23 protein-coding genes are annotated in these 26,050 nt (G+C 70.6%); 9 read left to right on the forward strand and 14 right to left on the reverse strand.

Annotated features, from left to right (window positions below):
- Positions 1-5: 5 nt before the first annotated feature.
- Positions 6-2,081 carry an endo-1,3-alpha-glucanase family glycosylhydrolase gene (locus tag VZQ01_RS10160; RefSeq protein WP_426747704.1) on the reverse strand — a complete coding sequence of 692 codons (2,076 nt, stop codon included), beginning with the start codon at positions 2,079-2,081 and terminating at the stop codon, positions 6-8.
- Positions 2,082-2,261: 180 nt separating this feature from the next.
- A complete protein-coding gene (locus tag VZQ01_RS10165) occupies positions 2,262-2,870 on the reverse strand; it encodes a hypothetical protein (RefSeq protein ID WP_426747705.1) in 609 nt (202 codons plus the stop codon).
- Positions 2,871-3,005: 135 nt separating this feature from the next.
- Between VZQ01_RS10165 and VZQ01_RS10170 the strand changes: the two genes are divergently transcribed.
- On the forward strand, positions 3,006-4,025 hold the full coding sequence (locus VZQ01_RS10170; RefSeq protein ID WP_223747943.1) for a DUF6268 family outer membrane beta-barrel protein: 1,020 nt from the start codon (positions 3,006-3,008) through the stop codon (positions 4,023-4,025).
- Here the strand turns inward: VZQ01_RS10170 and VZQ01_RS10175 are convergent.
- The 4 genes from VZQ01_RS10175 to VZQ01_RS10190 all read right to left on the reverse strand — a co-directional run bounded on the left by VZQ01_RS10175 (position 4,015) and on the right by VZQ01_RS10190 (position 7,773).
- On the reverse strand, positions 4,015-5,712 hold the full coding sequence (locus VZQ01_RS10175) for a dihydroxyacetone kinase family protein (RefSeq protein ID WP_223784571.1): 1,698 nt from the start codon (positions 5,710-5,712) through the stop codon (positions 4,015-4,017). The two genes, VZQ01_RS10170 and VZQ01_RS10175, sit on opposite strands and share 11 nt — an antisense overlap.
- A 395-nt stretch (positions 5,713-6,107) precedes the next feature.
- Positions 6,108-6,509 carry a tetratricopeptide repeat protein gene (locus VZQ01_RS10180; RefSeq protein ID WP_223784570.1) on the reverse strand — a complete coding sequence of 134 codons (402 nt, stop codon included), beginning with the start codon at positions 6,507-6,509 and terminating at the stop codon, positions 6,108-6,110.
- 46 nt (positions 6,510-6,555) lie between these two features.
- Positions 6,556-7,050 (reverse strand): nuclear transport factor 2 family protein, encoded by a 495-nt coding sequence (locus VZQ01_RS10185; protein ID WP_223784569.1) that lies wholly within the window; start codon positions 7,048-7,050, stop codon positions 6,556-6,558.
- A gap of 63 nt (positions 7,051-7,113) precedes the next feature.
- A complete protein-coding gene (locus tag VZQ01_RS10190; RefSeq protein WP_426747706.1) occupies positions 7,114-7,773 on the reverse strand; it encodes a trimeric intracellular cation channel family protein in 660 nt (219 codons plus the stop codon).
- A gap of 499 nt (positions 7,774-8,272) precedes the next feature.
- On the opposite strand from VZQ01_RS10190, the gene VZQ01_RS10195 reads away from it, so the two are divergent.
- Positions 8,273-8,917 carry a LemA family protein gene (locus tag VZQ01_RS10195; protein ID WP_223784567.1) on the forward strand — a complete coding sequence of 215 codons (645 nt, stop codon included), beginning with the start codon at positions 8,273-8,275 and terminating at the stop codon, positions 8,915-8,917.
- Positions 8,911-10,125: a TPM domain-containing protein gene (locus VZQ01_RS10200; protein ID WP_426747707.1), complete on the forward strand. Its 1,215-nt coding sequence runs from the start codon at positions 8,911-8,913 to the stop codon at positions 10,123-10,125. Before VZQ01_RS10195 ends, VZQ01_RS10200 begins: the two co-directional genes overlap by 7 nt.
- Positions 10,126-10,138: 13 nt before the next feature.
- Here VZQ01_RS10200 and VZQ01_RS10205 read toward each other — a convergent pair whose 3' ends face one another.
- Positions 10,139-12,589 carry a DNA polymerase domain-containing protein gene (locus VZQ01_RS10205; RefSeq protein WP_426748949.1) on the reverse strand — a complete coding sequence of 817 codons (2,451 nt, stop codon included), beginning with the start codon at positions 12,587-12,589 and terminating at the stop codon, positions 10,139-10,141.
- Positions 12,590-12,645: 56 nt separating this feature from the next.
- Here VZQ01_RS10205 and VZQ01_RS10210 point away from each other — a divergent pair, with 56 nt between their 5' ends.
- Together VZQ01_RS10210 and VZQ01_RS10215 are read left to right on the forward strand one after the other, a co-directional pair.
- Positions 12,646-13,290 carry a helix-turn-helix transcriptional regulator gene (locus VZQ01_RS10210; RefSeq protein WP_141332990.1) on the forward strand — a complete coding sequence of 215 codons (645 nt, stop codon included), beginning with the start codon at positions 12,646-12,648 and terminating at the stop codon, positions 13,288-13,290.
- Positions 13,291-13,437: 147 nt separating this feature from the next.
- Complete coding sequence (locus tag VZQ01_RS10215) at positions 13,438-15,114, forward strand: long-chain fatty acid--CoA ligase (protein ID WP_426747708.1); 1,677 nt, start codon at positions 13,438-13,440, stop codon at positions 15,112-15,114.
- Between the two features lie 68 nt (positions 15,115-15,182).
- Here VZQ01_RS10215 and VZQ01_RS10220 read toward each other — a convergent pair whose 3' ends face one another.
- The 6 genes from VZQ01_RS10220 to VZQ01_RS10245 form a co-directional block, all read right to left on the reverse strand.
- Positions 15,183-18,776, reverse strand: coding sequence for an ABC transporter permease/M1 family aminopeptidase (locus VZQ01_RS10220; RefSeq protein WP_426747709.1), 3,594 nt, complete (start codon positions 18,774-18,776; stop codon positions 15,183-15,185).
- Between the two features lie 11 nt (positions 18,777-18,787).
- Positions 18,788-19,699, reverse strand: coding sequence for an ABC transporter ATP-binding protein (locus tag VZQ01_RS10225; RefSeq protein WP_426747710.1), 912 nt, complete (start codon positions 19,697-19,699; stop codon positions 18,788-18,790).
- A gap of 54 nt (positions 19,700-19,753) precedes the next feature.
- On the reverse strand, positions 19,754-19,960 hold the full coding sequence (locus VZQ01_RS10230) for a cold-shock protein (protein ID WP_141332413.1): 207 nt from the start codon (positions 19,958-19,960) through the stop codon (positions 19,754-19,756).
- A 212-nt stretch (positions 19,961-20,172) separates the two neighbouring features.
- The gene (locus VZQ01_RS10235) at positions 20,173-20,355 is read right to left on the reverse strand and encodes a hypothetical protein (RefSeq protein ID WP_141332412.1); all 183 of its coding nucleotides are present in this window, start codon (positions 20,353-20,355) and stop codon (positions 20,173-20,175) included.
- Between the two features lie 73 nt (positions 20,356-20,428).
- Positions 20,429-20,632, reverse strand: coding sequence for a cold-shock protein (locus VZQ01_RS10240; protein ID WP_141332411.1), 204 nt, complete (start codon positions 20,630-20,632; stop codon positions 20,429-20,431).
- 323 nt (positions 20,633-20,955) lie between these two features.
- Positions 20,956-21,228 carry a helix-turn-helix domain-containing protein gene (locus VZQ01_RS10245; protein ID WP_223747934.1) on the reverse strand — a complete coding sequence of 91 codons (273 nt, stop codon included), beginning with the start codon at positions 21,226-21,228 and terminating at the stop codon, positions 20,956-20,958.
- Between the two features lie 159 nt (positions 21,229-21,387).
- Here VZQ01_RS10245 and pdxR point away from each other — a divergent pair, with 159 nt between their 5' ends.
- The 4 genes from pdxR (at position 21,388) to VZQ01_RS10265 (ending at position 25,322) form a co-directional block, all read left to right on the forward strand.
- Positions 21,388-22,929, forward strand: coding sequence for a MocR-like pyridoxine biosynthesis transcription factor PdxR (pdxR, locus tag VZQ01_RS10250; RefSeq protein WP_223784561.1), 1,542 nt, complete (start codon positions 21,388-21,390; stop codon positions 22,927-22,929).
- 112 nt (positions 22,930-23,041) lie between these two features.
- Entirely contained in the window at positions 23,042-23,518 is a 477-nt protein-coding gene (locus VZQ01_RS10255; protein ID WP_426747711.1) for a carboxymuconolactone decarboxylase family protein, read from the forward strand.
- 70 nt (positions 23,519-23,588) lie between these two features.
- A complete protein-coding gene (locus VZQ01_RS10260; RefSeq protein ID WP_141332409.1) occupies positions 23,589-24,017 on the forward strand; it encodes a 2TM domain-containing protein in 429 nt (142 codons plus the stop codon).
- A gap of 87 nt (positions 24,018-24,104) precedes the next feature.
- A complete protein-coding gene (locus VZQ01_RS10265) occupies positions 24,105-25,322 on the forward strand; it encodes a 50S ribosomal protein L11 methyltransferase (RefSeq protein WP_267697492.1) in 1,218 nt (405 codons plus the stop codon).
- A gap of 22 nt (positions 25,323-25,344) precedes the next feature.
- Here VZQ01_RS10265 and VZQ01_RS10270 read toward each other — a convergent pair whose 3' ends face one another.
- Positions 25,345-25,989, reverse strand: a complete 645-nt coding sequence (locus tag VZQ01_RS10270) for a hypothetical protein (protein WP_141332407.1) — start codon at positions 25,987-25,989, stop codon at positions 25,345-25,347.
- Positions 25,990-26,050 lie beyond the last annotated feature (61 nt).

The raw sequence follows: 26,050 nt of genomic DNA on the forward strand, positions 1-26,050 counted from the left end.
CACGCTCAGGGCCTCGTGCAGGAGCGTCCACCGCCCGCGTGATACATGAGGTCTTGGTAAACGGTTTGCGCGACGACGGGTGTGGCGCTCTGGAGCCGTTGCACCGTGACGCCGTTGCGCTGGAGCTCGAACACGGGCGTGGTGCCGGGAACGAGCGGCGCCTGGAAGGCCGTCACGCCGGCGCTCGTCACGTCCAGCGTGCGCACGTCCGTGCCTTGCGTGATGACCAGCCGGCCCGGCTCCTTGAGGAACGCGAGCAGCTCCACCTGGTTGGACGCGGCCACGCCGCCGCGCAGCTTCATGGCGCGCGCGGTCTGCTTGGTGGCATCGAACGGCGCGTCGGTGCGGTGTCGGCGGTGCGTGTAGTAGAGCGTGTCGCGGACGATGGTGGGCCGCTGCCCCGTCTTGAACCAGGTGGTGTAGTACGCAATCCAATCCATGATGACGTAGCCGCGCTCCTGCGACGCCGTCATCCACGACTCGCCGTAGTCCGTCAGCGTCAGCAGCGTCACCCAGTCCGCGTCGCCCTCCATCGCCTTCTCGAACTGCGTGCGGAACGCCAGGCTGTTCTGCGCCTCCCAGTACACGCGGCTGCTGTTCTCGCTGTCGGTGAGCTTGTGGCGCACGTCCTCGAACGCGACGGGAGACATCCACCGCTTGCCGCGCCGGTGCGACTCCACGCTCCAGCGGCGCATCGCCTCCCCGGACTGCGCGGTGCGCTCACCCCAGGTGGAGAAGCCCGTCACCAGGTTGTTCCACTCCGCGTACTTCGTCACGTCTCCCGTGTACGAGAGCAGCGGCCAGTAGGTGACCTGGATGCCCTGGGACGCAAGCCGCGTCTTCACCTCCGTCCACCAGGCCACCGACTTGCGCTCCGGGTTGAAGCTGGCCAGCACGACAGCGCCGTCGAGCCTGTGCACGGACGGGTGGTTGGCGACGGAGGCAATCATCGACACCAGGCCGTCCGTGGTGCCCGTGGCCTCGGTGGGGAAGTCGGGGCTGAGGACGATGCGGAACTCCGGGTCCACGGCCGCCGCGGCGGCGAGCATCGTGGTCAGCTGGTTGTTCCGCGTGTCGGACGAGACGCGGTACGGGTGCTCGTAGAGGAAACCGTCCATGCCGGCGGCGATGGCGCGGCGCACCTCCACCTCGAAGTCACGCTGTCGCCACGCGCTGTCGGCCCAGGGGGCTCGCGGCAGCGGCCGGTCACGCATCAGCCCGCCGATGTTCGCGTACTCCCCCCCGCGCGCCTCGGGCGTCAGCCAGCTGGTCCAGTGGTCGTCGGCGGGCGCCTTGTTGTCGATGGAGATGGGGAAGATGGGGTAATAGAAGCCGAAGACCTTCTTCGGCGCCGCGCGCAGCACGCTCGTCGCGGGCATGTCGAACGGGTAGCACTGCGAGATGGGCGAGGGCGCGGGTGCCACCGTCGCGCTCAGCTCCAGGTCGAAGCGCGCATCCGACGTGTTGGCCGCGGACTGGTGCAGCTCCACCGCGAGCACGTTCGTGCCCGTGCGCAGCGCCGCCGTGTCGAGGGCCTGCGCGTGCCACGTCTGCTCCTCCACGGGCAGGGAGATGGTGGCGGGCGCCAGCGTGCGATAGCCCACCGTGCCCGAAGGCAGGTTGCTGCGGAGCACCTCCACACCATTCAGGTAGACGATGGCGCCGTCGTCGCGCTGCAAGCGCAGCCGCAGCTCGCGCACCGACGCCGCGTCCGTCACCGTGAAGGCGCGCCGGAAGTACGTGGTGATGTGCTTGCTTGCCGTGTTGCTCCCGAAGGAGACCGTCGTGGCCAGGTCCGTCTCCGCGTAGCCCAGCGGTGACGCGCCCGAGGCCCACGCGCCATCCGCGTAGCCCGGCGCCGTCCAGCCCGTGCCCAGGTCCACGCCCGTGTCCAGGTAGCGCCACGTCGCGCCCGACGCGACGAGCACCGTCTCCAGCGCGTCAGCGGCCGTCCCTAGGGAGCTCGCCTCCCCTGGCGTCGAGGGAGCCTCGTCCTGGGGAGTGCCGCCCGAGGAGACGTCCTGCTCCTCCGGTGCTCCACCCGCGCAGGACCACGAGAGCAACGGCACCAGCAAGGACACGGCGAGCCGTGCCCGGGGGAAAGCCCAGGGTGTGTGCATATGGATTGGACCTCGGAGGGCTCTTCGCCTTGGAGGACGAAGAGTGGGGGGTTGCTCCTCGGACACACGCACGCTCCGGATGGCGCGAACAATCCGGAGGTTTCCTGGTTTATCGACAGCGCGCCGTGCGGGGTACCCGCCTCACGCCAGCAGCGCTTCCTTCTTCAGCAGCCTCTTGGCGAGCGTGGTGTAGGACCACTCGCCCTCCTCGTCGACGAGGCCCTTCTGGAGCAGCTTGCTCAGCTTGGGACCGATTTCGCTCGAGTGACCGACGAGGTGGTTCTCCGCGCTCACCTTGCCGATGGCGTCCTCGCGGTCATCCGCCACGACGAGCCGGGCCGTCAGCGTGTCGGCGTAGGTCGAGTAGTCGCTGTAGTACGTCCACGCGACGCCCTGGACCTTGAAGGCGCCGAGGACGACGACCTCGCCGTGCACGAGCAGGTTGCCCGCCTGGAGCGCGCCGCCGACGAAGAGCAGCGAGTAGTCGAAGCCCTCGTGGATGATGCTGCCTTCGACGACCAGGTTGCCCGCGACGAGCAGCCGCCCCTGGTCCTCGAGCACCAGGTTGCCCTTCACCACGAGGCCGCCGCCCACGCGCCGGTCCTCGCCCTCGCAGATGCGCAGGTCGCCCGACACCTGCTCGACGGTGTCGGTGGGTGTCAGCTTCGCCTTGAGCGCCGCCCGCTTGGAGGCCGAGCCGGCCTTGTCATGCAACGAGGCTTCCTGCAGCAACGTATCGAAGAGCTTCATGGAGCCAGGGTAGAAGTCCGCGGCCCGGGTGACGAGGACAATGTCTTCGGCGGACTGCCTGGACGGACGTGGGAGCGCCGACTCCCTGTATAGTGGGGGCTCGGCCGGGAAAACCGTGGTGAGGTCCATGTGTCAGTGACCAGGGCTGTGCGCTGGGCGCCCCTCCAACAGGTGCTGCTCGCCTGCGTGCTCGTCTTCGCGGGGACGGGTTCGGCGCAGACGACGGAGGACCGGGCCTATGTCGGCATCACCGTCGCGCGGGGGACCCGCATCGGCTCGCAGGGCGGGCGACTGGACGAACGACATCAGCTGGATTTGCGCCTGCCGCTTCCTCCCCTCTTCCTGGGGAAGACAGTGCTGGTGCCCTCGTTCGGGTACGAGACGCGCTTCATGGGGCTCGAGCGACGCGGCCCGCTCGCGGACGTGTCCGAGGAGGACCTGAGCCGGCGCTTCCATCGCTTCAGCCTGGGGCTCACGGTGATTCGTCCGCTGGCGCCCCGGTGGATGCTCATCTCGGGCGTGTCCGCGAATCCGCGCACGGACTTCAAGAGCTCGTTCGACGTGGGGCTGGATACGTCGTGGGCGGGCTTCGCCATGGCGAACTACCTGATTGGCGGAGACCCGGACGTGCGGCTCACCTTCGGGCTCGTCGCCCTCTATCCGTTCGACGCCACGCCCGTCATTCCCATGGCGGCCTTCACCTACCGCAAGGGCGCGTACATCCTGGAGCTGGGCCTGCCCCGGCTCACCGCGATGCTCAAGGTGGGCGACGGTCTGGAGCTGGGCCTCAGCGCCATGTTCGACCAGCAGGTGTTCCGCACGCGCCTGCCCGAGGGCAGCCAGGACCTGGCGGCCCGCTACGTGCGGGAGACGGCGCTGCGCGCGGGCCCCACGGTGAACACGCGATTGGGCGGCAGCAGCCTGTGGTTGAGCACTTCGCTGGGGCTCGACTTCCTGAACGACTACGCGCTGCTCGACAGGAACCGGGACCGGGTGGAGCTGGGGATGCTCCAGTCCACGGGCCCGGCGCCCTACCTGCGGGTGTCGCTCGGGTGGCGGCCCCCGAAGCGGGTCGCGGCCACCTCGCGTCCGGCCGCGAACAGCCTGTCGGGGGTGCCGCCGTCGAAGGGCAGCACGCCTCCGCTCATCCGATGAAGGGCGTGAGCGCCTTCACCCAGACGACGACGGCGGCGGCGCCCGCATCCGGGACACCGAGCGCGCGGCTCCCCAGGTAGCTGGCGCGCCCCAGGCGGGGCTGCATGCGCGAGGTGGCGTCGGCGCCCTGCTCCGCCTCGCGCACGCACGCGGCCCAGGCCTCGGCGGGTGCCTGTCCCGCCTTCAGCGCCTGGGCGAAGGTGTCCGCCGCGGGACGGAGCGCATCCAGCATGGTGCGGTCTCCGGGCCTGGCGCCGCCGAGGTTCGCCACGGCGTCGACGGCGAGGACGAACGCCTCCGCCCAGGCCGGCGCATCCACGGGCCCTTCCGACAAGCGGCGCGCGGCGCGCAGCAGCGCCGTGGCATAGAACGGCCCGGAGCTTCCGCCGATGGCGCGGCGCAGGGCCTCACCGATGGAGGTGAGGGCTCGCGAGGGGCTCGTCCACGAGGACTCGGGGAGCGCGCGGATGGCCGCGGCGCCGCGCGACAGGCTGATGCCCAGGTCGCCATCTCCCGCCGCGCTGTCGAGCTCCGTCAGGCGCGACTCGCTCGCCTCGAAAGCGGACGCCACCGCGAGCGCCGCCGCGTGGACCTTCTCCATCCCCGGTGGCTTCGCGGCGGGGGCCGAGGACACGGAGGGCGCGGCGGTGACGGGCCTGGGCGCACGCTCCGGAGCGAGCCGCCCTTCCCCGCCCCATGCGGGCGCGGACGTCTTCGCGTCCAGCCGGGTCAGCAGGGTGTCGTCGACCTTCAACAGCGACAACGAGCAGCCGGGCATCTCCAGCGCGGAGAGGAACGTCCCGCTCCAGGCCCGCTCGACGCGAAGGCCTCGTTCGCGCAGGACGGCCAGCGCACGGCGCGTGACGATGGCGAGCTCCATCGGCGGCGTGCCACCGAGTCCATTGACGAGCAACGCCACGCGCGCGCCCGAGGTCAGACGGCGGTCCTCGACGATGGCGGCGAGCAGCGTCTCCACCAGCGCGTCCGCGGACTGGAGCTCAGCGCGCAGAACGCCCTGCTCACCGTGGATGCCCAGGCCCAGTTCGATCTCCTCGTCGCCGAGGGTGAAGCCGGGGCGCCCCGCCGCGGGCACTGTGCAGGGCCCGAGCGCGACGCCCATGGTGCCCAGCTCCGCTGACGCGGCCTGGGCCTCGCGGAGCACGTCCGACAGGGGAAGTCCGGCGGCGGCCGCGGCGCCCGCGACCTTGTGCACGAGCACGGTGCCGGCGATGCCGCGACGGCGCGAGGGCTCCACGGTGTCGCGCAGGGCGACATCATCGGCCACCACCACGACCTCCACGGGAATGCCCTCGGCGCGGGCCAACTCCGCGGCGAGGCCGAAGTTGAGCCGGTCTCCGGTGTAGTTCTTCACCACGAGCAACGAGCCCGCGGGGCCGGACACCGCGCGGATGGCGGTGAGCACGGCGTCGGTGCTGGGCGAGGTGAACACGTCACCGGCCACGGCCGCGTCCAGCATGCCCGCGCCCACGTAGCCGGCGTGAGCAGGCTCATGGCCACTGCCGCCGCCGGAGATGACGGACACCTTGCGCTGTCGGGGGTCCTCGGGCGTGTCGCTCCGGATGACCACCGTCTCGTCATCGAGCAACACCTGTCCTGGAGCGAGCGCGACGAATCCCTCCAGCATCTGCCTCACGACGGCCTTGGGCTCATTGACGAGCTTCTTCACCGGTTCCCGCTCCTTGGCGACCTGTGCTGTCCAGGGGCGGGAGTAAACCACGCGCGTGGCGCGCGGGTGCCGGGGACCCGCGGGCGACGGACCGGAATCGTCCGTCAGCGGGCACGTCACCCTCGCGCGTGACGCGCTCGCACAGGACACACAGGCGACGGACCGGGCTCGTCCGTCAGCGGGAACGTCACCCTCGCGCGTGACGCGCACTGAGGACACGCGAGCCAAGGACCGGAGTCGTCCATTACCGGGCGCGTCACTCACGCATAGGACCCACACATGTGCCGAGGACTCGCGGGCGCCGGACCGGAGTCATCCGTCGGAGGTCACCTCACGAGCATCTCGCCACCGGCGAGGTACTGCTTCAACCGGAACCACTCGCCTCGAGACCTCGCTCAACGCTCATCGCGCGCCCGCGCTTCGCGGAGCTGGGCAACCCTCCTCGCGACGTCGACCTCCGCGGAGCTGCGAGCCAGTGCCTCGGCCCCGTCCAGGCAGACCTGGGCTCGGGCGACCTGCCCCGAGCGCCGATGCACCTCCGCCAGGGCAAGCAACAGGAGCGGCTCGCGCTCCGCCGCAACGGCAAGGGCCTCCTCGTAGTAGCGCACCGCCTGTGGCAGCCTCCCAGCCTCCTCACAGAGCAGCCCCGCCGTCCTCGGCAGGAGCGAGGTGTTGGCGGGGCGCTCCGCCATGGAGCGGGTGCGCCCCAACGCAGCTTCCAGGCACGAGATGGCCTCGTCAATCCTGCCCGCCCGCGCGAGCTCGGACGCGAGGCGCAGGGGATGTTCATCACCCATGATGCGATTCCTCCCAGGTGCGAGAGCAGACACCCGGAGGTGTCGCTCACGCCAGTCTCTTGCCCTGCACGAACTCCAGGCCCAGGGGGTTGCCGCGGTAGTGGACGGGGTCCAGGAGCACCTTCTCGATGCGCCAGCCCTCGGCCGTCTTCACCACGTCATGCGTGTAGCGCGCGACGATGGTCCACTCCTGCTGCACGCCACCGAGCATGAAGTAGTGGGCCACCTCCGCGTAGGCCATCACCTGGGCCTGCGTCTCGTTCTTGAAGTGGATGCGGATGGTCGTCGCCGTGGCGTGCTGGACGCGGCTGAAGGCGCTGACCGCCACCCGGCCGTACTCAGCGGCCTGCTCGCGGGTGATGTGGATGGGCTCGCCGCCCATGAAGCGGCTGTAGTCCGCGGTGAGCTGGGGCGTGAAGACGTTCGCCCACCGGCTCCAGTCCCCGGTGTCCTTGCCGAAGTCGATGGCCTGCCCGTACTCCGCCACCAGCTCCTGGATGGCAATCCAATCCAATACATACTGCGTGTCTTTTTCGCGCATGGACGGGAACTCTAGGCCTGGCCCGTCAGCATGGGAATACGCGTGAAACTGCCAACAAGGCGCTCAGGGCTGGGGGAGGATTCCTGGGAGCTTCCAGTGGAAGAGGACGGCGAGCGTCCTCAGCCCGAAGCACACGGCCGCGCCCACGCTCGCGGCGAGAACGGCAGAGGCGCCCAGTCTGCGCGCCAGGAGCAACGCTCCCGCGCCCAGGAGCGCCGCCACCGCGTAGACATCCGCGCGCAGCACCAGGGGGACTCGCGCGAGCAGCACGTCCCGAATCGTGCCCCCGCCCGCGCCGGTGATGGCGCCCAGGAGCATGGCCGCCAGCGGAGTGGCCTTCAGCGAGAGGGCCTTGCCCGCGCCCGTCAGCGTGAAGAGCGCGAGCCCCGCCGCGTCCAGGATGAGCAGCGGCGTCACGGGCACGTGTCCCAGGGGGCCGCTCATCAGCATCACCAGCGCGCCTCCGCCGAAAGCCGTGGCCGCGTAGCGCCAATCCTGGAGGGCCAGCGGAGGCACCGCGCCGAGCAGCACGTCCCGCACCATGCCTCCGCCCAGCGCGGTGGCGAAGGCGAGCACCAGGATGCCGAGCACATCCAGGCCCGCGCGCGCCGCCGTCAGTCCGCCCTCGACGGCGAAGACGAAGGTGCCCGCGAGGTCTCCCGCCGTCAGCAGCGTGCGCGACATCCGGCGCGAGGGTGACATCTCCATCGATGCTGGCCGCATCCCATCCCCCTGGAGGCTCCAGGTCTGACGCAGCGCCCGCATCGATTCAACGCGGCCCGCGTAACGGAGGGTGTCTTCTGAACAGCACGGCACCACGGGCTGTCAGCCGCCGCCCAGACCCAGCTCACGGATGCGTGGGAGAGTTCTTCCGCGCTCACGTCTCCCGCGGCGCGAAGCAACGCGGCTCCAGCAGTTCGTGCTCCCCACGTCCGAGGGCTTGCGTCGCGCGCGGGGCTTCGCGGGCGGGTGCTCCAACTCGGGCATGGGAGCCAGCGACAAGCTCCCTCCCGACCGGCGGCCTCAATCCCCTCGCTGGGTCCAGGTCCGCACTGGAGGTCCCCCGCAGCGGAGCCCGCGCCATCTGGCGGGGGAGCGAGTGTTGACCCACCACCAATGCGCGAGCCCCAGGGAACGCTGCCCTCCGTCCCTGCCGACCGCCACACTCCTCCCGGCTCAGGAGGGCGGGCCGACCCGTTCGGCGGTCGTCAGGGGGACCGGAATGAGTGACCGTCGACGCACGGATATCTCCGCGGGGGATGCATCCGTCCCGTACGAGGATGTCGACGGGATCATCCGCAAAGCCACCGAGTTGATGCAGGCAGACCCGTCGCTGGAGACGCTCACTCCCGAGGAGCTCCAACGCATTGGCGAAGAGCTGGACATCCCCGCTCGCTACATCGAGGAAGCCCGGGCGCTTCGAATCGAGCGACTCCAACAAGCAGCGCGGTCGCGACGTGCGATGGAGCTCGCCCGACAGGCACGGCGCCAACGCTATCTCCAGCGAGCACGTTGGGGCGCGGTCCTCTTCGCGGGCGCAAGCGTCCTGCTCGGATTGGGAACGGGCGCCATCCACAATGACCTGGGAACGCGGGCGTTGGAGGTGGCTCGACAACGGGCCCAGGTGCACAACGTGATGGTACGGCGTGAAGGAGTTCGAGCGCGCTTCGCCGCCGTCGAGGCGAGCCCGGAACGAGACGCCGAGCTGTCCGGTGCCGACAACCGCGTGTTCGTGGAGCAGCGCCGCTACGACCAACTGGTGGCCGACTACAACGCCGCCGCGGCCTCCATTCCGAACCGCTGGGTGGTGGAGCGCACCCGACTGCCTCGAAGCCTTCCTCTGTCCACCGAGCTGAAGTCATGGTGAAGCCATCGCTGCTGTTGCTGCTCCCCCTGCTCGCGCTGGTGGCTTCCGCCGAGTCCCGCGTCCCGGACATCACCCGACCTGTCGTGGACCTCGCGGACGTCCTGTCCGCACAGGACGAGGAGAGCATCTCCACGGAGCTGGTCCGACTGCGAGATTCCACCGAAGCCCAGATGGCGGTGGTTCTCGTCGAGACGACCTCGGGTGAGCCCATCGAGGACTTCGCGCTGCGCAGCTTCGATGCCTGGAAGGGTGGAAGCCGGGAGCGGAACGATGGGCTCCTGCTCGTGGTGGCGGTGAAGGACCGGCGCGTGAGGCTGGAGGTCGGCTACGGCCTGGAGGAGCCCATCCCCGACGGCGTCGCGCAGGCGCTCCTCCAAGCACAATCGCCCTTGTTCGCCCGCGCAGACTGGCGTGGTGGCATCCTGAACATCGTCGAGGAAATCCAAGGACGGCTTGCGGAGGCATCCACGACCACCAGCCGTGGGAGCGCAGTGGCCACCCCAACGCCACGGCGGCGCTCCGCATCCCAGCAAGTCCTCTTTCTCATGCTGATTTTCGGCGCGGCAACCGCCGCAGGGCTGCGCGGCCGGGGCGGCGTGGTGAGCAAGGACAGCGGCGGCATGTATTGGTTCCTCGCAGTCGAGGCCGTTGTCATGGCGACGTCGGCATTCGCCCATGGCCTATCGATTGTCGAGGCCCTGGGCATCTTCGGAGCCTTCGTGGGCTACTTCTTCATGATGGGTCACTGGGTGAACTCGCATCCCCCCAGCGCCATCGTTGTCGCCAGTTGCACGCCACTGCTCATCTATTGGCACGCGGCCAGCGACATCGCGCGAGCGCCCACCTTATGGGCCTGCGTCATGGCTCCGAACCCCTTCGTTGTATTTCTGATCGTTGTGGGTGTCCGCTACACCCTCGGCACATTCACGAACGCCATGAACATCCATTGCAACTTCAGGCCGAGGCCTTTGTCGCTCAGTCTGCGAGCAATGATGTGGTTGGGATACAAGCCCGAGCATCTTCGTAGACATCAGGCGCGCCTCGAGTCTGCCTCGGCGACAGGCGTTTTCTACGACTCCAGCGGGTCTCTGGGCGGAGTTGACAACGGAGGCTGGGGTGACGGCGGAGGCTGGAGTGGCGGTGGCGGCGGAGGCTGGAGCGGAGGTGGAGGCAGCAGTGGTGGTGGCGGTGGCAGCTCCAGCTTCTGATTCCTCCCTGAACTCAGGAGCCGCCCAGGGACTCCTCTCGCGGCGTCTCCAGCGTCTCCTCCTCCGGCGGCGCCTGCACCACCGTGAGGATGGGACGCGAGTCCACGAGTGACGGCGTGAAGAGCGAGGGCTGCCCCGGGTCGTCGAACACGGTGGAGAAGTCCAGCGGCGTCAGGCCCCGCTCCAGGCGCGCGGCGAAGGTGTCCTTCAAGAGCCGCACGTAGTACTCGACGTCGTAGTCCCGCGGGTCCTCGGCGCCCTGCGCGGACACCTCCTCCACGTCATCCGGCTCCGGCTCGGGCAGCAGGCCCGCGCGCCCGCCCACCGCGCGGTAGATGCGCACGCGCTCACCCGCCGCCCACGACGTCCTGCCCGCGGTGAGCATCGCCTCGTACGCCAGCTCGCGCCTGCGCTCACGCACCGCCGCGTACTGCGCGGAGTCCTTCGTCAGCCGCACGTGCGCCGCCACCTCCGTCGTCGGCACCCGCCGCCTGCGCAGCGCCATCACCGTGTCCACGTACACGTCCCGCACGCCCGCCACGTCTCCCGCCAACAGACACCGCAGGGCCTTGCGCAGGAACGCCTCGCCGAACGGCTCCGCGCGGCTGGAGCGGAAGGCCACACCCTTGAGGTGGAGCGTCCCGTCATGCGACTGCAGCGCGTAGTTCTTCGGTTCGTGCGACAACATCGCCGCATAGCGCCCGTCGAACTCCAGCTGCACCCGGCGAGGCAACAGCGCGGCCACCTCCGCCACCACCCGCCGCTCGTCCTCCTCGCGCCAGTCCTCCGGCACCGCGAAGTACACGCCGTCCGTGTCCGCCTCCAACAACGTCACGCCCCGCCGCGCGAGCTCCCGACACAGGAGCGCCAGCACCGCGCGCCCGCGCCGCGTCACCTCGTTCGCCGCGTGCACGTCCGAGAAGCGCGTCAACCCCACCGCGCCCATGTACCCATAGGCCGAGTTGACGATGATCTTCATCGCCGACGACAGCGCGTCGTTCTCGTGCCGCTCCGTGGAGCCCGCGGGCGCCGCCCGGGCCCGCTTCTTCGCCGCCAGCCGCTGGTCCACCAGCCGGTCCACCATCGACAACAACGCCCCCAACCTGTCCCGCTTCGGCCCGATACGGTACTCGCGCATCAACGACGGATACAGGCTGGCCACGTCCGCCTTCACCACCCGCCGCGCCACCCCCGTGGCGAACAGGTGCAGCGCCGCGCCGCTGTGCGCCGTGCCATCCCCGCCCTCGTGCGCCGGAATCGCCGCCCCCGAGCGCAGGTACGCCCGCACCAGCAACGGGTCCAACACCCCCGTGGCCGGCCCCGCGTCCGCCAGGCGCTCGTACCGGCGCGGCGCCATGCGCGCCAGGGCGAACGCCGCCCCGCCCAACAGCCGCGCCACGCCCTCCGCCTCCGCCACGTCGTCCCGCGCGTAGCGCCGCACCCGCTCCGGGTCCGTCTTGAAGACCTCGTGCACCCGCGCCCCGGGGATGTACTCACGCGCCGGGCCCGCGATGCCGAAGTGCCGCGCCACCACCTTGAGCCCATGCCCCGGCAAATCCCGCGCCGAGAAGTCGTGCCGCAGCACCGCGTCCAACGTGTCGATGAACTCGCGCCCCGGCACCGTGTACCGCGCGCGCCGCATCGAATCCGCGTTGCGCTCCGCCCCCCGCCCCAACGCCGAGCCCCGCGCGGATGGACGGTGCCGCAGGCCCGGTGAGCCCGCGCGCCCCAACGCCAGCGGCACATCCAGCCGCCGCGCGCGCCGCGCGACGAAGGGCAGGTCGAACCCATGCAGGTTGTGGTTCTCGATGACGTCCGGGTCCCACTGGCGCACCCGCTCGACGAACCGGCGCAGCAGGTCCGCCTCCGCCGCGTCACCGTCCCCGTGCGCCTCCAGCACGTCCGTGTCCCCGCGCGGCCCCCGCATCGCGATGAGGAAGATGCGGTCCTTGCCCGGGTCCAGCCCCGTCGTCTCCAGGTCGAACTGGAGCCGGTGCAGCGACTCGAAGGAGAGCCCCCGGAAGTACGTCCGCCCGGACGCCGTGAGGTACTGCTCCTCCGGCGGCAGCGACAGCACCGTCTCCGCGCTCAGGTCCCGCAGGTTCGCGAACGGCCGCCCCAGCCGCCGCGACGCGCCCTGCAACACGTCCGACGCGAGCGCGCGCCCGTCCTCCGCGCGAATCAGGAAGCGCAGCGCCCCCGGCCCCGACAGCTCCTGGTACGTCACCCGACGCGGCGCGGGCCCCTCACGCTCCGGTCGCAGCCGCGGCCCCAGGTGCTCCAGGTCCTCCAGGTTCGACAGCACCAACCACGGCCGGAAGCGCACGTCCTCGCGCACCAGCGCCCCCGACTCCGGGAGCCTGCGCCACACGAAGGCGCGGCCGTCGGGCTCCGCCCACACCGAGACGATGCCCGGCGTCGCGTCCCAGCCCCACAGCCATTCGTCCTCCACCATGCCCGCCATCATGCCCCACACCTTGCCGCTCCCGGGTGTCAGCGGTATGTCAGGAAACCCACGCCATGCAACGCACCGAGCGACTCTTCGCACTCGCCGAGTACCTCCGGGGCCGCCGCACCGGCGTCACCGCCGAGACGCTCGCCGAGCGCTTCGGCGTCACCATCCGCACCATCTACCGCGACCTCGACACGTTGCGCGCCGCGTCAATGCCGGTGGCGGCGGAGCGGGGACGGGGCGGCGGCTACGCGTTGGACCGCAGCTACAGCCTGCCGCCGGTGAACTTCACCGCGCGCGAGGCGGCGCTGCTGGTGGCGCTGGGACGCTTCGCCATCGACATGCGGCTGATGCCCTTCGCGGGCACGCTCGAGTCGGCGTTGGACAAGGTGCGCGCCGCGCTCTCCACGTCCGCGCAGCGCGAGCTGCTCGACCGGCTCAAGGAGCTGAGCTTCCTGGGCGTGCCGTCGCTGCCGAGCAAGCCCGCCGTTCGAGCGGCCATCGAGCGCGCCTGGTTCGAGCAGCAGCCGCTGCGCCTGACGTACGTGGACGGCAACTTCCTGGAGACCACGCGCGAGGTGCGCATCCTCTCCGTCGTGATGGACCGACACGAGACACGCCTGGATACCCAGGACATGCAGAGCGGCGCGCGGCGCCCCTTCCGGTTGGACCGCATCGTCCACGCCGAGGTGCTGCGCGCCTTCGAGCCCTGAATTCCCCGCGCGCCGGCTGTCATGCCGCACCGCATCAAAGGCAGACAACGAACATCGGTGACGTGAAGGGTCGAACAGGAGCGCAATCGGGATACCATCCGCGTCCCCCAACCCAACCCCCACGACACGCGCCTTGGAGGCGAGCCGATGGAGAAGCCCTGGTTGAAGCACTATCCGCCTGGAGTTCCGGCGGAGATCGATGACCGTCAGTACCCGACGCTGACACACCTGCTGGAGGAGGCCTTCACGAAGTACGCGGACCGGCCGGCCTTCAAATGCATGGGCAAGATCATCACGTACCGTGAGCTGGACGCGCTGTCGCGCCGGGTCGGCGCGTGGCTGCAGTCGCGCGGGCTGGAGCGTGGGGCGACCATCGCCATCATGATGCCCAACGTGTTGCAGTATCCGGTGTGTATCGCCGCCATCCTGCGCGCGGGCTACATCGTGGTGAACGTCAACCCGCTCTACACGCCGCGCGAGCTGGAGTACCAGCTCAAGGACAGCGGAGCCCAGGCCATCTTCATCCTGGAGAACTTCGCCACCACGCTGCAGCAGGTGCTGGACAAGACGCCGGTGCGCCACGTCGTGGTCGCGACGATGGGAGACCTGCTCGGCGGCCTGAAGGGCACGCTGGTCAACTTCGTGGTGCGCAAGGTCAAGAAGATGGTGCCCGCGTACGAGCTGCCGCGCGCGGTCAGCTTCAAGCAGGTGCTGTCGGAGGGGGGCTCGCGCACGCTGACGCCGGCCACCACGACGCGCGACGACATCGCCTTCCTCCAGTACACGGGCGGGACGACGGGCGTGTCGAAGGGCGCCATGCTGCTGCACCGCAACGTCATCGCCAACCTGCTGCAGGTGGAGGCGTGGCTGGCGCCGGCGCAGAAGGGGCGCAACATCGACCAGGTGAACATCGTCTGCGCGCTGCCGATGTATCACATCTTCGCGCTCACCGTGTGCGGGCTGATGGGCATCCGCATGGGCGCGATGAACATCCTCATCCCCAACCCGCGCGACATCCCGGCGTTCATCAAGACGCTGTCGGAGCAGCCCTTCCACATCCTGCCGGCCGTCAACACGCTCTACAACGCGCTGGTCAACCACCCCGAGTTCGCCAAGCTGGACTTCTCCCACCTGATGGTCTCCAACGGTGGCGGCATGGCGGTGCAGAAGGCGGTGGCGGACAAGTGGTTCGCGCTCACGCGCGTGCCGCTCATCGAGGGCTACGGCCTGTCGGAGACGTCCCCGGTCGCCACGAGCAACACGCCCGTCGCCACCGAGTACTCGGGCACCATCGGCCTGCCCGTGCCGGGCACGGAGATCGCCATCCGCGACGAGGACGGCAAGGACGTCCCGATGGGCGAGTCGGGCGAAATCTGCATCCGCGGTCCGCAGGTGATGGCGGGCTACTGGAACCGCCCGGACGAGACGGCGAAGGTGATGTTCCCGGACGGCTTCTTCCGCTCGGGCGACATCGGCATCATGGATGAGCGCGGCCACACCCGCATCGTCGACCGCAAGAAGGACATGATTCTCGTGTCCGGCTTCAACGTGTACCCCAACGAGGTCGAGGGCGTGGTGGCCATGCACCCCGGCGTGCTGGAGGTGGCCGCGGTGGGCATCCCCGACGAGCACTCGGGCGAGGTGGTGAAGCTCTTCATCGTGAAGAAGGACCCGTCGCTCACCGAGGCGCAGATCATGGACTTCTGCCGCGAGCAGCTCACCGGCTACAAGCGGCCCAAGTCCATCGAGTTCCGCACGGAGCTGCCGAAGACGAACGTCGGCAAGATCCTCCGCCGCGAGCTGCGCGAGAAGAAGGTCGCCTGATTCAGGCGGCGCGCCGCTCGTCACGGCGGCCCGGGGCATGCTGGCCCTGGGCCGCCGGAAGAGGCGCGCTAACGGGACGCTGACGCCTCTACCCGGGGCGTCAGCTTCCGGAAGTTGTCCCCGCGCTCCCGCTCGATTCGCAGGAAGCCCGGGTCCACGCCCACGTACGCGGGGCGCTCCTCCACGATGAAGGTCACCTCCGTGGACGGGCCCTGGAAGCGGTGGCGCTCCACGCGCAGCGGGACGTCCTCCACGGCGCCGTCACGCGGCGAGCCACGGTAGACCGCGAGCTCGAGCACCTCGTCCATGGGCAAGGGCACGTCCTCGCTCCCGCGCCGCGCGTGCTTGGCCGTGGCCACGCGCGCCCTCACCCGGAAGCGCCCGTCCTCCAGCGCCTCCACGGTGGCCGACTCCACCTTCAAGTCGTAGAGGACGACCTCCTTCATCCACTGGTCGATGAGGACGCGCTGCTCGGCGGACGCCTGGGCGTGCAGCGCGGCCAGCAAGTCCAACGTCGTCAGCGTGTTCTCACGCGTCTGCGAGACCAGCAGGTGGCGCAGCGCCGCGTCCAGCCGCGATTCGCCCAGCAGGTCGCGCAGCGCGTTCATCACCAGCGCGCCCTTGCCGTAGTAGAGGTAGGACTGGCCCGCGCCCTTGTAGAGCGGCGGCTCGGCCTCCGCCTCCTCGCCCCGGCCGGAGAGATAGCGGTCCCTGTCGAACGCGAGCACGGGCAGGAGCGAGCGCTCACCGTCCTGTCCCGCCAGCACCCGCTGCTCGGCGTACTTCGTCAGGGACTCCACCAGCATCGTCGCGCCCTCGACGGGAGCCGGGTCCAGCAGGTGGCCGAACCACTGGTGGGCGACCTCGTGCGCCGTGCGCCGCGTCACCAGGTCCACCGCGTCGTCCTCGCGCCCCATGTCCGTGAGGAAGCCCCGGTCCTCCACGAAGTAGATGACCTGTCGCAGGGCCAGCGCGCCGAAGTCCCAGTACGAAGGAATCTCCACCACGCGCAGCTGCGCGTCCGGGTAGCGCTGGAAGCGCGCGCCGAAGTCGTCCAGCGAGCGTGTCATCGCCGCCTGGATGGCCTTCACGTTGTAGGGGTGCGACGGGTGGTAGTACACCTCCACGTCCACGCCCTGGTGCCGCGTCCGCTCCACCGCGTAGCGCGCGGAGACGATGGCGAACATCGGCGTCATCGGCCGCGCCTCCACGAAGTGGAAGTGGCGCCGGCCCGCCTCGGTCCACTCGCGTCGCAGCGCACCCGGCGCGACCGCCGTCTGGTCCCCGTCCGTGGACACGGTGAGGTCCAGCGTGTGCCAGCCCTGCTCCACCGGCGCGGGCACGGCGCCGCGCTCGTCCAGCCTCGGCAGCCTCGGCTGCTCCGGCAGGCCCCGCGCGCGCCGCTCGGCCGCGTTGCCCAGCTCATACGTGCGGCGGTAGCCCAGCGAGGGGAACACCTCCGTGTTGCGCAGGAAGGTGCCGTTCTCCACCAGCGACAGCTCGAAGTCCGTCGCCCTCACGCCCCGCTCCTCACGGGTGACGTCGAACGACAGCTCGGACACGCCGCCCGGTGGCAGCGCGGGCGACAGCGCGAAGCGGACCATGCCGAAGCGCTCGTCGTGGGACACCTGCTCCGCGCCGCGCAGCGCCAGCGACACGGGCCGCGCGGACCGGGGCACCGCGACCCACAGCATGTCGATGGGCTCCTGAGTGCGGTTCTCCAGCCGGTAGCTGCCCGTGACGCGGTAGCGCGCCTCCTGGGGGAAGAGGTCCACCTTCGCCGTCACCGCGGTGATGCTCGGCACCGGGAGCGCCTCGTGCACCTTGTACGTGCGCTCGTACGCCTCCTTCCAGTCGCGTGAGGCCTCGCGCGACTCGTACGTCCCCTGGAGCACCGTGTCCCGCAGGATGACGCCGCCCATCAGCACCAGCACGCCCCCCGCGACGCCCGCCGCGAGCCACCCGCCCCTGCCCCACCGCGCCGGAACACTCCGCAGGCGCGCGAGCAGGCAGAAGCCCAGGCCGCGCCGCCACAGGCCCCAGGTGACGAGCGCCAGCACCACGGCGAAGGCGCTCCAGTACACCATGAAGGCGGTGAACGAGCCCGCCATGGGCCCCAGCCCGTTGAGGTCCGTGTGCACCACGCCCGGCGCCGCCGCGAAGCGCGTCAGCGGATGCTCCAGGCCCCAGCCCGCGCCCTGGCTCGAGACGATGGCCAGGGCCAGGCTCAGCACCATGCCGACATACCGATGCGGGCTCAAAGCCTGCAGGAACAGCACCGCCACCGCGAAGAGCACCAGCGGCAGCCCCGCGAAGTAGAACGAGGACAGGTACAGCCCCGGCTCCAGCGCCGTCACGCCCCGCGACAGCTGGAACGCCATGCCCAGCAGGATGGGCGCCCCCGTCAGCACGCCCACCAGCGCCACCAACGCCAGCAGCTTGGAGGCGACGAACACCGCGCTCGACACGGGCGTCGCGTCGAGCAGCGCGTCGAAGCGCGCCATGCGCTCGCGCCACGCCAGCTCCGCGCCGAAGTAGATGAGCACCAACGTGCCCAGCTGCGACAGGGGCGTCCAGAGGTGCTCCACCACCCGGCCCGTGGTGGGGATGCGAAGGGTGCCGTACTCGCCCCGGCCCGCGCCCGTCACGACCTCCATGCCGACGATGAAGAGCCACAGCACCAGCAGTGCCAGGAACGGCCAGCTTCCGAGCACGTGCCGCAGCTCCAGCCGCGTCGCGGAGACGAGCGCCGCCCACCAGGAAGCCTCACGCACCTCGACGGGCCGGTACGTGGACGGCGCCCCACGGGAGAGCTCATCCGCGCTCGCGTCGGGCCGGCGCTTCACCGCGGACTTGCGGAAGGAGAAGCGCGCGTGCACCCAGCCCAGCACACACGCCGCGACGCCCAGCCACAGCAGCCGGTTCCACAGCAGGTGGCCCTCCAGCGCGAAGAGGCGGGTGTTGCGCTCGGCCTCGGTCCAGTAGCGCGTCTGCTCGAAGAAGGCGGACAGGCCGAACGGGTCCAGCAGCGCGGCGCGCGCCAGGGCCTCCGGCGTCTGGGGCGACGTCCCCGCCATCAGCGGCGAGTCCGCCCACATGGAGCCCACCACGTACACCGCGTAGACGAGGATGCCGCCCACGTACGTCGCCAGCGTGCTGCGCGACAGCGCGGAGACGGCGAACAGCAGCGACGCGGCGAAGACGATGTTGGGCAGCACCAGCACGACGAGCGGCCACAGGTAGCGGCCCACGCCCACCGGCCCCACCCGCTCGGGCGCGAGCGACACCAGGAAGGGCGCCGCCATCAGCGCGAGCGTCGCCACGCCGAACACCGCGAGCGTCGCCAGCGTCGCGCCCAGGAACCGGCCCAGCAGGTAGTCCCGCTTGCGCACGGACGTGGTGTAGATGAGCTCCGTCATGCCGTGCTCGGCGTCGCGCTGCACGGTGTTCGCGCAGAAGATGCCCAGCACGAAGAGCGACGTCAGCGACAACAACCCCAGGGACTGCGCCACGCTGTGCGGCGAATTGACGTGGAGGTTGTCCCCCCCGTAGCCGGTGGAGACGAAGAGGAACGCGAGCGCGACGAAGGCCGCCGCCGCCGCGAAGAAGACGGCCTGGCGCGTCTGGTGGCGCCACTCGAAGTGGAGGATTCCGCCGAGCATGCCCGCCTCCCTCACGCCGCGCGCCGGGCGGACAGCGTGGAGAAGTAGACGTCCTCGAGGTCCGGAGCCACCGGCTCGAAGCCCTCCTCCGGTCGCGCGTCCGCCAGCACGTGCACGCGCGTGCGCCCCGCCCTCAGCTGCGTGGACAGCACCGGGAAGTCCGCGCGGTAGCGCTCCACCGCCGCCTTCTCCACCGTCTTGCGCCACACCCGCCCCTCCAGGGACGCCACCAGCGCCTCGGGCGCGCCCTCGCACAGCACCCGCCCCTCCGACAGGATGGCCATGCGCGGGCACAGCTGGCGCACGTCCTCGACGATGTGCGTGGAGAGCAGCACGACGACGTTCTCCCCCACCTCGCCCAGCAGGTTGTGGAAGCGCTGGCGCTCCTCCGGGTCCAGGCCCGCGGTGGGCTCGTCCACGATGAGCAGCCGGGGGGCGCCCAGCAGCGCCTGGGCGATGCCGAAGCGCTGCCGCATGCCGCCGGAGAAGCCGCTGACGGCCTTCTTGCGGTGGGCGTACAGGTTCGTCAGGTGCAGCAGCGCGTCCACCTGCTCACGGCGCGCCTTCGCGTGCGACAGGCCCTTGAGCAGGCCCAGGTGGTCCAACAGCTCCACCGCGCTCACGCCCGGGTACACGCCGAAGTCCTGGGGCAGGTAGCCCAGGTGACGGCGGTGCGCCTCCGGGTGGGCGAGCACATCCAGCCCGTCGAACGTCACCTGCCCCGCGTCCGGCGCCTGCAGCGTCGCGAGGATGCGCATCAGCGAGGACTTGCCGGCGCCGTTGGGCCCGAGCAGGCCGAACAGCCCCCGCTCGATGTCCAGGTCGATGCCGCGCAGGGCCTGGACGCCGTTGGGGTACGACTTGGAGACAGCGGAGATTCGCAGCATGGGGCGCCGGAGGAAGCGTTGGGGAGGACCTCCCACCTACGCTCCCACCCCACGTGCGATTGCACGGCCGCGCGGGCGAGCGGCGCGCTTTCAGTCCAGCGCGCGGACGTTGGCGGCCTGCAGCCCCTTGGGGCCCTTGGTGACGTCGAACTCCACCTTCTGCCCGTCCCGCAGGGTGCGGTGCCCCTCCGACTGGATGGCGGTGTGGTGGCAGAACACGTCGGCGCCCCCATCGTCCTGCGCGATGAAGCCAAAGCCCTTCGAGTCGTTGAACCACTTCACGGTACCCGTCGCCATACTCGGCATCCTCCCTGTCGCGACGTCGGACGTCGCCGCGTGCCCGGAACGTGGCACGGGAGTGGACGCGTAGCCCACACCCGGAGGGCGTGTCGACGGGGCGAGGGGGCGATCATCCACCAGTGAGCGATTGCCCCCAGGACGCTTCAGCTCCGGACACGACAAGGCCCACCACGAAGACGCGTGGTGGGCCTCGATGGGGAGACCACGACTCAGTACTCCACTTGCGGCTGCGGCCCCGGAACGATGTCCGCGATGTCGGGGTCCACGTCGCCAGGCTGGCGGGGTCCCTTCTCGGCCTTCAGGCGCTTGCGCTCCTCGCGCTTGACGTCCTTCTCCTGCTGATGCTGCTTGCGCGCCTGCTCCTTCTGGCGCTTCGTCGACCTTCCTTGCATGCCGCCTCCCTCCTGAAAGTAAAGGCCCGGCCCCTCGCGAGGAGACCGGGCCACGGGTTACCAGGCGACGCGCTCAGATGGGACGAACGTTGGACGCCTGCAGCCCCTTGGGGCCCTTCGTAACCTCGAACTCCACCTTCTGACCCTCGGCCAGGGTCCGGAACCCGTCCGCCTGGATGGCGGTGTGGTGGCAGAACACGTCAGGGCCGCCATTGTCCTGCGCGATGAAGCCAAAGCCCTTCGCGTCGTTGAACCACTTCACGGAACCAGTCGCCATATGCGTCTTCTTTCTTCTCGCGGCATCCAAGGCCGCCCTGCCCCCCGAACCTGGGGAGCGGAACTGCCCTTAGCCTGATAGGAGGCCCCTGTCATCTCCCGGGTGACCTCGAAAAAACCCACCGACCCCAACCCCGCGCGGAAGAACGCACGGGCACCCCGAACAATTCTCGTTTCAGCTTAATGGTCGCCCCTCCGGTCCGCCGCATCTCGGAAGGTAAGGCGCGCGCGCGGACGGGACATGTGGGACGCTTGGACGAAGCATCCAGGCAGACAGGCGAAACGCCGGGTCCGCCCTCGAAGTGACGAGGGCCGACAGCGTCTTCAACGCACAGTGTGGGGCACTCGACGTCGCCCCTGGACGCGGGGGTGTTGACGGGCGGCCAACGCCTCCAGGAGCCCCTGTCGCCCGCCGAAGTGGTAGCGCGGGGCACCCCGGCCCGCGTGGGCGCGTCGGGCCACGGCCTCCAGCGTCAACGCCTGGGGGCCCTCCTCGCGCAGCAGGGATTCGGCGGCGCGCAAGAGGCGCTCACGCATTCCCTCGATTCTCGCGCGCGGTGGCGCGACGATGAAGTGGAACCAGGGCACCCCGAACATGACGCTCCCCCTTCCCTCGTTGGATGGGCGCTACGCCCCCCACCTAGCCCGCTTGCGCGCGTTTCCAACAGTGATGGCTCGTGATTCAGGACATCACCCCGGTGAATTCCCCTGGACCCGGCCCGGCCCGGGTTCCAGCGCCGGGTGGGAGCGGGCGCGATGACGTCCGCGAAGCCCGCGCCTCGCGGCGGCAAGCCCGCTCGGCGTCGCGCGCGCAAGCGACCTCCGGTGATGGCGGCCACGTCGGTGGTGTTGGACGGCTCCACGGGCGCTTCGCTGCAGACGCAGCTGGTGGAGGCGCTGCGCTCGGCCATCGTCTCGGGGCGGCTGGGGCCGGGCACGCGGCTGCTCTCCACGCGGGCGCTGGCGGAGCAGGTGGACGTGTCGCGCAACACGGTGCTCAACGCGTACTCGCGGCTCTTGTCGGAGGGCTATCTGCGCGGCCACCTGGGCTCGGGCACGTACGTGGCCAGCGAGCTGCCGGAGCGGCTGCAGTCCTCGCGGCGCGCCCGGCAGGAGGCGCCCGGGGCCCGGCACACGCCGGGAATCTCGCGCCGGGGCAGCGCGGTGGCGGGCCTTCCGGACGTGCGGCTCAGCGCGCCGGGCATCCCCGAGAGCCGCCTGGCCTTCCGCATGGGCACGCCCGCGGTGGACGCCTTCCCGAGCGACCTGTGGGGCCGGCTGCTGCACACGCGCTGGCGGCGCTCGTGGGGGGACCTGCTCAAGCGCGCGGACCCCGGAGGGCACCCGCCGCTGCGCCGCGCCGTCGCGGACTACCTGGCCACCTCGCGCGGGGTGCGGTGCGTGCCGGAGCAGGTCATCATCGTCAACGGAGCGCAGCAGGCGATGAGCCTGGCGGCGCAGGTGCTGCTGGACCCCGGTGACGCCGCGTGGGTGGAGGACCCGGGCTACTTCGCCAGCCGGGGCGCGCTCGTGGCCGCGGGCGCCACGCTGGTGCCCGTGCCGGTGGACGACGAGGGGCTGGACGTGGAGGCGGGCGCGCGGCTCTCGCCGCACGCGCGGCTGGCCATCGTCACGCCCGCGCACCAGTTCCCCCTGGGCGTGGCGATGAGCCCGGCGCGGCGGCGGGCGCTGCTGGCGTGGGCGGCGCGCTCGGATGCATGGATTGTCGAGGACGACTACGACAGCGAGTTCCGCTACGAGGGCCGGCCGCTGCCCGCGCTCCAGGGGCTGTCGCCGGACGCGCGCGTCATCTACATCGGCACGTTCAGCAAGGTGGTGTCCCCGGCGCTGCGGGTGGGCTACCTCGTCGTCCCGGAGTCGCTGGTGCGGGCCTTCTGCGCGGCGCGGCGGTTCATCGACACCCACACGCCCGTGGTGGAGCAGGCGGTGCTCGCGGACTTCCTCCACGAGGGCCACTTCAGCCGCCACGTGCGGCGCATGCGCGTGCTGTACGGGCGCAGGCAGCAGGCGCTGCTGGAGGCGGCCCGACGCGAGCTCTCCGGACGGCTGCGGCTTGAGCCCCTGCACACGGGCATGCACCTGGTGGGCTGGCTGCCAGCGGGCGTGGACGACGGGGTGGCCGCGGCGCGGGGCATCGAGGCCGGGGTGATGACGCAGCCCCTGTCCGCCTTCCGCGTCGCGTCGCGGGGGCCCGGGGCGCTGCTGCTCGGCTATTCCTGCGTGCCCGAGGACCAGATTGAAGAAGGGGTCCGCCTGCTCGCGCGGGCCCTGCGCTGAAGTGGCTCCATCGACGGGTGCGCGAGTGGCCCTCGCGCCGTGGGCGCCGCCCGGTTACTTCACGCCCATCGACGAACGGACACGACGTCCCGCTCGCCACGGAGGAATCACCATGGAAGCGCAGCGTTTCGACATCGCGAAGCTCGCCCCGGGCATCTACACCGCGATGATGGGGCTGGAGAAGTACCTGCACCAGTGTGGCCTGGAGGCGGGCCTGCTGCACCTCATCAAGCTGCGCGCCTCGCAGCTCAACGGGTGCGCCTACTGCATCGACATGCACTGGAAGGACTTGCGCGCCCTCGGCGAGTCGGAGCAGCGGCTGTACGGGCTGGACGCCTGGGAGGAGAGCCCCTACTACACCGAGCGCGAGCGCGCGGCGCTGGCCTGGACGGAGGCGGTGACGAACCTGAAGGAGGGCCACGTGTCCCACGCCGTCTTCCAGGCGGTGAAGCCGCACTTCACGGACAAGGAGCTGGCGGACCTCACCGGCGCGGTGGCCACCATCAACGCCTGGAACCGCCTGGCCATCTCCGCCCGCACGCTGCCCGGCACGTACCAGGCGCCGAAGACCGCGCAGAAGGCGGGCTGAGCCGGAGGCCGTCGGGCGTGGGCGCCTCGTATCGACGCGGGCCTGGGTGACGCACTAACGTCCCCGGTCCATGGCCGAGACCCGAACCCAGTCGCCGCCCACCCACTTCACCGAAGCGGAGGCCGCGGACCTCATCCGCGAGGCGAGCACCCACGCCCTCAAGAGCCGCGCCCACGAGCGGAAGCTCACGCGCGAGGAGGTGCTCGCCATGGCGCGCGAGATGGGCTTGAGCGAGGCGTCCGTGGAGGCCGCGCTGGCGACCCGCGGGAAGAAGAACGAGGACCGCCTGAAGCTGCGCAAGGACCTGCTGGGGCTCGCCACGCACGGCCTCAGCTACACCATCGTCATCGGCGCGCTCACCCTCATCGACATCCTCTCCGGCCCCACCTGGTTCGTGGTCTGGCCCGCGATTGGCTGGGGCATCGGCCTGGCGTTCCACACCATGGGCGTGACGATGGGCATGGCCCGACGCGCACTGAACGTCCCGGAGGATGAGTAGCGCGCGAATGCGCGTAGGATGGACCTCGAGATAAGGCAGACTCAGCCTCGCTTTCCCAGAATTGGGTTGAAACCGAGCGAGGCCACCGTGTCGACCGAGCAGCTCCGGGTATCTCAGTCCATCTTGTTGATGATGAACGCGCAGGGGCAGATGACCGCCATCGGGTCCATGTCCCAGCCGCCGTTGACGCTCACCCCCGCGCAGTGGTGGTTGGTGGGCTCGCTGCAGGCGGCGCTCCCGAAGGAGGCGCTGCTGTCGAAGCCGAGCACCTTCTCGCGCGAGCAGCTCACCGAGGCGCTCGACACGCTCGTCGAGCACTCGCTGGTGGTGCCGGTGGAGGGCGCGGCGGTGGACAGCTCGCGCTACCTGATGGGGCCCGGGGGCTTCGCGGACATCACCGAGCACCACCGGATGCTCTACGACACGGTCCGCGTGCACGCGTACCGCTCGGCGCTGTTCCGGCACGCCAGGGACCAGGTCGTCCTGGACATCGGAACGGGGACGGGCGTGCTCGCGATTCTCGCCGCGAAGGCAGGGGCGCGGCATGTCTATGCCATCGACGAGTCCGCCATCGCGGAGGTGGCGCTGGAGATGTACGCCGAGAATGGCGTCGCGGACCGCATCACCCTGTTCCACGGCAACAGCCGGGACGTGGAGCTGCCCGAGCGCGCGAATGTGATTGTCCATGAGCTGCTCAACGTGGACCCGTTCGGGGAGAACCTGCTGCCCGCGATGCAGGACGCGACGCGGCGGTTCCTCGCGCCCGGAGGCAGGCTGATTCCGCATCGCATCGAGGCGATGTGCGTCGGCGTCCAGATGACCGAGCCGGTGAGCTCCGGTCAGCGCATGCTGCGCGAGGCGGAGAACCTCGACGACTTCTACGGCCTGTCCTTCCGCCCCGTGCTCCAGCGCCTGCGCGAGGCGTACGACGTGGCCGGACCGAACTTCGACCTGGGCGGGATGAACGTGCCGCCAGGCCCGCCGCAGACGCTGCTCACCAGGCCCTGCGTGCTGCGGGACGTGAGGCTCGACCAGGACTTGACGGAGGCGATGGACGAGGCGCCCGTCGAATCCGTGCTCGAGGCGGACGCGCCCGGCACCCTGGGCGGCGTGGCCCTCTACTTCCGCGCGCACATGGACGAGCACACCGTGCTGTCGACCTCCCCCACCGCGCCCGCGACGTGCTGGGGCTTCCTGGTGAAGGAGTTCCGGGAGCGGGTGCAGGTGAAGCCCGGGGACAAGGTGCGCATCCGCTCCAGCCTCCAGCGCTCACACGGACACCGCTTCAAGGTCGAGCTGGCCTGAACGACCTCCAGGCCCTCGGGGCTCAAATCCCCGGGGGCGTGCGCGGCAGCTCCGTGCCGAACACCGCCTGGAGCAGGTCGACCAGGCCGGGCCACGCCTCCGCGCCCAGCCACAGGCCCTCCTCGACGTGCTCGACGCTCATGGCGAGTGACGCGTTCTCGAAGAGCTTCGCGGACAGCACGCCCTCCGGAGGCAGGCGGCCCTCCACCTGGAGCACCTGACCATCCCAGCGGAAACCCGGTGGCAACAGGCGCTCCGCCATGGCGCGCAGCGCGGAGCGGCCGGCCCCCGCGCGCAGCAGGCCCATCACCAGCGACGAGGCGCCGCGCGACTCCTCCAGCTCGACGCGGCCGGGCGTGCGCAGCCACAGCCGGTAGCGCCCCGAGGCGAACTCCACGCGCTCCAGCGTCGTCTCCACGCGCACCTTCCAGCCCTTCACGGACAGGCGGATGTCATAGAGCTCCGGGCGGGCCTCCCAGTGGCGCAGCTCCACGTTCTTCGCCTTGACCAGCAGCTGGCGCACCACCGTCTCCACGCGCACGTGGGACAGCCGCAGCCGCTTGCCGCCCACGTCCACCGCGACGTCTCCGGAGAGCGGGGACGGCAGGCGCTTCGCCCACTCCCGAGCGCCCTCCAAGAGCTTCATCGCCAACGACTGACCCGACATCCATGTCCTCCCGAGTGCGCGCGCAGCATGCACCGGATTCGCGTCGTGCGAAGGAAGCCCT

The sequence above is a fragment of the Myxococcus faecalis genome (genome assembly GCF_050039385.1).
Classification (GTDB): Bacteria; Myxococcota; Myxococcia; order Myxococcales; family Myxococcaceae; genus Myxococcus; species Myxococcus fulvus.